Source organism: Kitasatospora sp. NPDC058115 (assembly GCF_042884635.1).
GTDB lineage: Bacteria > Actinomycetota > Actinomycetes > Streptomycetales > Streptomycetaceae > Kitasatospora.
Genome location: NZ_JBHVTL010000033.1, coordinates 89,885 through 95,928, shown reverse-complemented (window position 1 = coordinate 95,928; position 6,044 = coordinate 89,885). Strand labels below are relative to the sequence as shown.

The 6,044-nt window shown below is 75.5% G+C and carries 6 protein-coding genes and 1 pseudogene; all 7 read right to left on the bottom strand.

The features are described from left to right. Positions 1–69 precede the first annotated feature (69 nt). Complete coding sequence (gene pyrE / locus ACFVVL_RS30105) at positions 70–606, bottom strand: orotate phosphoribosyltransferase (protein ID WP_030304482.1); 537 nt, start codon at positions 604–606, stop codon at positions 70–72. A gap of 30 nt (positions 607–636) precedes the next feature. Continuing rightward, on the bottom strand, positions 637–1,704 hold the full coding sequence (locus ACFVVL_RS30100) for a hypothetical protein (RefSeq protein ID WP_387680754.1): 1,068 nt from the start codon (positions 1,702–1,704) through the stop codon (positions 637–639). Between the two features lie 74 nt (positions 1,705–1,778). Beyond that, positions 1,779–3,428, bottom strand: coding sequence for a polyamine aminopropyltransferase (locus tag ACFVVL_RS30095; protein ID WP_387680751.1), 1,650 nt, complete (start codon positions 3,426–3,428; stop codon positions 1,779–1,781). 166 nt (positions 3,429–3,594) lie between these two features. After that, complete coding sequence (locus tag ACFVVL_RS30090; RefSeq protein WP_380290037.1) at positions 3,595–4,122, bottom strand: DUF2617 family protein; 528 nt, start codon at positions 4,120–4,122, stop codon at positions 3,595–3,597. Positions 4,123–4,600: 478 nt separating this feature from the next. Continuing rightward, a complete protein-coding gene (locus ACFVVL_RS30085; protein WP_380290035.1) occupies positions 4,601–5,338 on the bottom strand; it encodes a type I-E CRISPR-associated protein Cas6/Cse3/CasE in 738 nt (245 codons plus the stop codon). After that, a complete protein-coding gene (locus ACFVVL_RS30080; protein ID WP_387680761.1) occupies positions 5,320–5,631 on the bottom strand; it encodes a hypothetical protein in 312 nt (103 codons plus the stop codon). Before ACFVVL_RS30080 ends, ACFVVL_RS30085 begins: the two co-directional genes overlap by 19 nt. A 139-nt stretch (positions 5,632–5,770) precedes the next feature. Further along, positions 5,771–6,022: pseudogene (locus ACFVVL_RS30075) on the bottom strand (type I-E CRISPR-associated protein Cse2/CasB); the annotation flags it as partial. Positions 6,023–6,044: the final 22 nt, after the last annotated feature.

Here is a 6,044-nt window from a genome sequence, read left to right as displayed (position 1 = left end):
GGCCCGGTGTGTTTCACGTGAAACACACCGGGCCCCGGCCGTTCGCCGTGCGGGGGAGGAGGGGCGGGCTCAGAGGCCCAGGTCCTCCAGGGTGTAGGCGGTGACGTACGGCAGGCCCTCGGCCTCGACCGCGGCGGCGCCGCCGCGCTCGACGATCACCGCGACGCCGACCACCTCGGCGCCCGCCTCGCGCAGCGCCTCGACGGCGGTCAGCACCGAGCCGCCGGTGGTGGAGGTGTCCTCGACGGCCAGCACCCGGCGGCCCTTGACCTCCGGGCCCTCGATCCGGCGCTGCAGGCCGTGCGCCTTGCCGGCCTTGCGGACCACGAAGGCGTCCAGCTCACGGCCGCGCGCGGCGGCGGCGTGCAGCATCGCGGCGGCCACCGGGTCGGCGCCCAGGGTCAGCCCGCCGACGGCGTCGTACTCCAGGTGGGCGGTGGCGTCCAGCATCACCCGGCCGACCAGCGGAGCGGCCTGGCCGTCCAGCGTGATCCGGCGCAGGTCGACGTAGTAGTCGGCCTCCTTGCCGGAGGAAAGGGTGACCTTGCCGTGGACGACGGCCTTGTCCTTGATCTGTGCCAACAGGGCGTCGCGGTCGTTGCTCATGAGCGTCCAGTCTAGGGCCTGCACGGCCGGCTAGCGTCGCCGCAGTGCCCTGACCAGCACCACCGCGCCGCCCAGCAGGGCCACCCCGCCGCCGATCATCCACGGCACCGTGCTGCGGCCGCCGACGCCGGGCACCACGATGCCGCCGGCGTCGCCGCCCCAGCGGGAGGCCGCCCGGGCCCGGGCGCTGCGGGCCGGCAGGGCGGGCGCGTACGGGCCGCGCGGCGGGGCGTGGTCGACCTCCTCGGCGGAGCGGCCGACGATGCTGCGGCGCACCGGACCGCCGAGCACCGGCTCCTGCTCGTAGCCGAACGGCGGCTCGGCGGGCAGCTCGGCGGAGACCTCCTCCTCGGCCCCGGCGGCGGGCTCCCCGGCCCCGGCGGCCGCGGCGGGCTCGTCGACGTCGTCGGCGTCCGCGTCCGGCTCCCCGAGCGGCAGGCCGAAGCGCTCGGCGTCGGCGTCGGAGAAGGCGATGAGGTCGGACAGGTCGTCGTCGAGGTCGTCGCCGGGCTCGTCCTGGCGGTCCTCCTGGCGGTCCTCCAGGAACACCACGGTGGCGTCCTCCGCGGCCGTGCCGTCCTGGCCGGTCCCGGCGTCGCCCCCGACGGCGGTCTCGTCGTCGCCCTCGTCCTCGCCCTCGGCGCCGGCCGTGTCCTCCGGGGAGGCCAGGGCGGCGGCGAAGCGGTCCAGCAGCCGGCGGCCGGCCGCGGTCAGCGTCTCGTCGTCGAACTCGGTGAGCCGTCCGGTGGCGCTCAGGTCGCCGGTGAAGCGGACCACCGCGGTCCCCTCGGCGGCGCCCTCCGTGACGCTGATCCGCACGGTCGCGGTCGCCTCGCCGCTGCCGCGCGCCTCCTGGCCCTCGGCGAACGCGGTCAGCACGCCCTCGCGGCCCTCGATCAGCGAGAGCACGCCCTTGTACGTGATGGTGGAGGTGCCGATCCGCAGCTTCAACCGCCCGCCGATCTCCTCCGCCCCGCCACTGCCGACGGCGGCGGGTTCGGTGCTCAGCCCCGGCACGGAACGCGCCAGCAGCGCCGGATCCTGCAGGGCCTGCCGGACCTGCCCGGCCGGCATCGGGACGACAACCTCATGCTCCATGCCACGGAGCCTACCGACCGAACCCCGTCGCGGGCCCGCCCCGTCCCCCACCTGTCTCCGCGTCCCCGCCACCGTCAGTGCGGCCCGAGGAGGGTGAGGGCGGCCGGCGGGTGGAGCGGGCGCAGGGCGGTGAGGCGGGCGGCGGAGCTGCGCAGGGTGTCCGGAGTGAGGGCCCGCGGCGCCGGGGCGTCCGGGGCGAGGGTGAGCGGCGGCTGGGCGGCCGCGGCGAGCAGGAAGCTCTGGCTGCCCTCCGGCCCCGGCCGGCAGCTGGCCGTCGCACTGCCCGCGACCGCGTACGGGACGGTCCGCAGCCCGGCGGCCCGCAGCCCCGACTCCGCCTGCCACAGACCGTGCCGGCCGTGCTGCTCCTCGCCGCCGCGCACGGCGAGCCGCCCGCCGGGGGCGAGCAGCCGGGTGGTGAGGCCGTAGAACTCCTGGGAGTGGAAGGTCACCGGCCCGCCGTCGGAGGGGGCGGGCAGGTCGGCCAGGACGACGTCGAAGGACTCCCCGGGGGCGGGGCGGACGGTGCGCAGCCACTCCAGCGGGTCGGCCTGCGCGGTGCGCACCCGGGGGTCGTCCAGCGAGCGGCCGGAGAGCGCGGCGAGGCCGGGGTCGGTGCGGGCGAGCCGGGGGAGCGCCGGGTCGTGGTCGACGACCAGCACGGAGCGCACGCCGCGGTGGCGCAGCACCTCCCGCAGGGCGAGGCCGTCCCCGCCGCCCAGCAGCAGCACCCGGGCGTCCGGCCCGGCGGCCATCGCGGGGTGGACCAGGCCCTCGCTGCCCCGGTACTCGTCCGGTCCGCAGACCGCGAGCCGGCCGTCGAGGTAGAGCCGCAGCGGGCCCTCGGCGGGGCCGGTGAGCACGATCTCCTGGTGGCGGCCCTGGCTGACGCTGCGGACCTGCCCGCCGTACAGGGCCTGCCGGGCGGCGCGCTCGACCGCGCCGGACCAGGCGGCGGCCGCGGCGAGCAGGGCCAGGACGAGCCCGCAGCCGCCCCAGAGCAGCAGCCGCACCCGGGGGGCCGGCTCCTCGCGGAAGAGCCAGAGCACCACGGCGGCGCCGGCGACGGCGTTGACCGCGCCGGTGACCAGCGCGCCGCTGCCGGGGCCCAGCACGGGCAGGATGACGAACGGGAAGGCGAGCCCGCCGATCAGCGCGCCGACGTAGTCGGCGGCGAACAGGTCGGCGGCGGCGCGTCCGGCGTCCTCCCGGCGGATCCGCTGGATGAGGGTCATCAGCAGGGGGATCTCGGCGCCGATCAGGACGCCGATCAGGCAGGTCAGCCCGACCATCACGGCCTGGTGGTGGCCGATCCAGGCCCAGCAGGAGTAGACCGCCAGGACGGACAGGCCGCCGGTGAGCGCGAGGGCGCACTCGACCAGGGCGAAGGCGGTGGCCGGCCGGCAGGAGAACCGTTTGGCGAGCAGCGAGCCGAGGCCCATCGCGAACACCATCACGGAGAGCACGACCGAGGTTTGGGTGACCGAGTCCCCGAGCAGATAGTCGCCGAGGGCCACGAGTTCCAGCTCGTAGACGAGTCCGCAGGCCGCGCAGACGAACGCGGCCAGCAGGACGACCAGCCGGGCCAGTTCGGGGTGGGCGCGCAGTCGGGAACGGCGGCGGGCGGGCAGCGGGGCCAGGCTCCGCCCGGGCCGGGGCGGGCTGCCGTCGTCGAGGTCGAGGCTCGGCTGTGCGGGCGGCGGACCGGCCGGATGATTGATCACGAACAAACGCTAGGCGACGTGCGGGACGGACGGCTGCGCCCATTCGACGGACAGCGTGACATGGCAGGTTGACGAATCGTTCCTGCGTGCGAATGAAAGCCGATGGTCCGGGCTATGGGCGGCTCGTCGTCGGCGTCGCCGGTGGCCGGGGCGGCGTCGTCGGCGCTCATCGGGCCACCACCAGCGAGGACCGGGTGCAGACCAGCTGCCCCTCCTGCGGATAGGCGTGCCAGGTCCGCCAGAGCAGCCGGTCCGCGCCGCCCTGGGCGACCAGCGCGGTGAAGGCGCTGGGGTCGCCGGGGAAGACGCCGGCCAGGCCGCGCGGATGCCCCTCGACCAGGGCCAGCAACTCCTGGGCGCGGGCCGCGAAGTCGTGCGGCGGCAGCGCCTCGATCCGGGCGGCGAACTCGTACTCCCAGCCGTCCACCTGTTTGGCCACCCGGGCGGGCAGCGGCGTTCGGCGGCCGGGCAGGCAGGCGACGGTCTCCAGGCAGTGGCCCGGTCCGGCGGCGATCACCACCTGGTGGGAGGCGCCCAGCAGGCGCAGCTGGAGGGTGCCGGGCGGGCCGGGGTGGCCGGGGCCGTCGAGTCTCAGGTCGCGGACCGCGAGGGCGGGCAGCGGTTCGCCGCCGAGGCACCAGGCCAGGTCACCCGCGCGGGTGTCCGTGTAGGAGGTCTGCAAAGTGGTGAGCATGCTCGGCTCCGCGTTTCAGCTCCGTGCGCGCCCGCCGAGCAGCAGCGAGTAGGCCCAGGCAAAGGCGAGGGTGTTCGTGGCTGTGCGGTCCAGGGCGCGGCCGACCGTGGAAGGAGGGATTCCGGCTGGAGATTCAGCAGCAGAGAAGCACGAATACGCCGGGTCCGTCGGTGATTTACCCAACTTTGTCAAGCATTCACCGTTTCGAGCACATCTGCTTCCCTGCTCTGATCGACCCGGTGTGCGACTATGCACCGCGCGCGCCCCTCACCCCCGCCCGCGCGCCGTGTGCGCCGTTCGCACGCCGCCCGCAGGTCCTGCGCGCCCCGTCTCCCCCGCCCCGGGCGCACGACCCCCCGTCATCCCGTCCACGACCTGCCACTCGGGCGGCGCGGGTTGCCCCGGAGGCGGCAACGCTACGTTCGAGTTTCGGAATTGACGGAGCGTCAGGCCGCGCGAGAGGTCCCGCCGACGGAACTCACCTGGTCAGGACCAATCCGCAGCTGTAGGCGCGGCCGTGTCCGAGGCCCTGGGACAGCGTCCGCACCAGGACCTCCGGGTCGGTCACCGTGAGCGAGCCCCGGACCTCCGCGCGGACGATCCGCAACCGGCTGTGCGGGGAGGGGCTGGACACCGCGGGCAGCATCCGGATCGCCAGCCTCGCCGGATCCGCACTGGCCCCGATCCGGGTCAGCCCGGTCTCCTCGGTGGCCGGCGCTCCCGGGGGCTGCAACCGCCGGACGAACCACCGCTTGACGTGCTCCGGGCTGGTGTGGGCGATCCGGGTGCCCCGGGCCCGGTCCGCGGACGGAGCGCCGCCCGGTCTGCTCCTGGTCGGATTGACCACGGTCCGGAACTCCAGGACGTCACCCGTGCGCAGGGTCCGGTCGACCGTGAGCGTGCGCACCGGTGCCGCGAGCGCCCGGGGCGGCAGGTGCTGCCAGTCGCCCGCCACCCGGGACTGCACCACCAGCACCAGCGTGCCCGCCCGCAGGTCGACCGACCAGGTGGACAGCACCCCGAGCTGGGCCCGGGCGTCGGGACTGCCGTCCTCGACCCAGCCGCGGAAGCCGCTCATCACGGTGCGGTGCATGTCCTGGGCGTCCACCAGGGACTTCGCGGCGTACGGGTGACGGGCGTCCAGGGTGAGGACGGCATGGGTGGTGACGAACCGTGCCGTGGGCGTCGTGCCGGGCTTCACCAGATGTCTTCCCATTCGGTGGCGTTCGGGTCGATCGTGATCCGCCGGCGGACCTCCCAGCGGTGGCCGTACTCCCGGCGGTCCGGATGGAAGCCGACCGGCTGGTCGTCGACCCGGCGCGCGCCCGGCTCGTCGGCCGGTGCCTCCAGCCAGGCCCACGGCCCGCGCTGCGCGACGGTGTCGTCCGGACCGGGCAGCAGCTGTCTGCCGGCGAAGGCCTTCTCCAGGCTCCCGGTCTCCAGACCGCCGGCCAGCGGGCCGGTCGGCGGACAGGACTTGCGGCCCAGCCTTCCGGTGGGGTGGTTCATCGGTGCTGTCGGTGCTGTTGGTGCTGTCGTGCTGGAACGGCCCGGGCTCGGTGGTGCCGAGTCGCCCCTTCCGCGGAGGCTCGTAGAAGTCCACCGCCCACCCGTGGGCGACCCGCGCCCGGCGGTCGTGCCAGCGGCCGAGGTCGTGGGCCAGCCCGCTCCAGGAAGGTGGCGGTTCGTCACAGGACCGCAGCCGGGCGATCGTGTGCTGGAGGTGGCGCCACGGGATCCGCCGACCGGCGACGATCCGGTCCATCAACCGCTCGGCACCGGGGTCGTCCGGCCCGCGCAGTGCACCGGTGCCGATCCGCCGCGCGGCACTGCCGAGGCTGCCGAAACCGTAACTGGGCTGCGAGCGACCGCGGTGGTAGAGCGCGAACAGGAAGGCCACCTGCTCGAACACCTCCCGGCAG

Bases quoted from the DNA above. Each gene is read 5' to 3' on its own strand.
- pyrE (WP_030304482.1), bottom strand. From the start codon at position 606: ATGAGCAACGACCGCGACGCCCTGTTGGCACAGATCAAGGACAAGGCC.
- ACFVVL_RS30100 (WP_387680754.1), bottom strand. From the start codon at position 1,704: ATGGAGCATGAGGTTGTCGTCCCGATGCCGGCCGGGCAGGTCCGGCAG.
- ACFVVL_RS30090 (WP_380290037.1), bottom strand. From the start codon at position 4,122: ATGCTCACCACTTTGCAGACCTCCTACACGGACACCCGCGCGGGTGAC.
- ACFVVL_RS30085 (WP_380290035.1), bottom strand. From the start codon at position 5,338: ATGGGAAGACATCTGGTGAAGCCCGGCACGACGCCCACGGCACGGTTC.
- ACFVVL_RS30080 (WP_387680761.1), bottom strand. From the start codon at position 5,631: ATGAACCACCCCACCGGAAGGCTGGGCCGCAAGTCCTGTCCGCCGACC.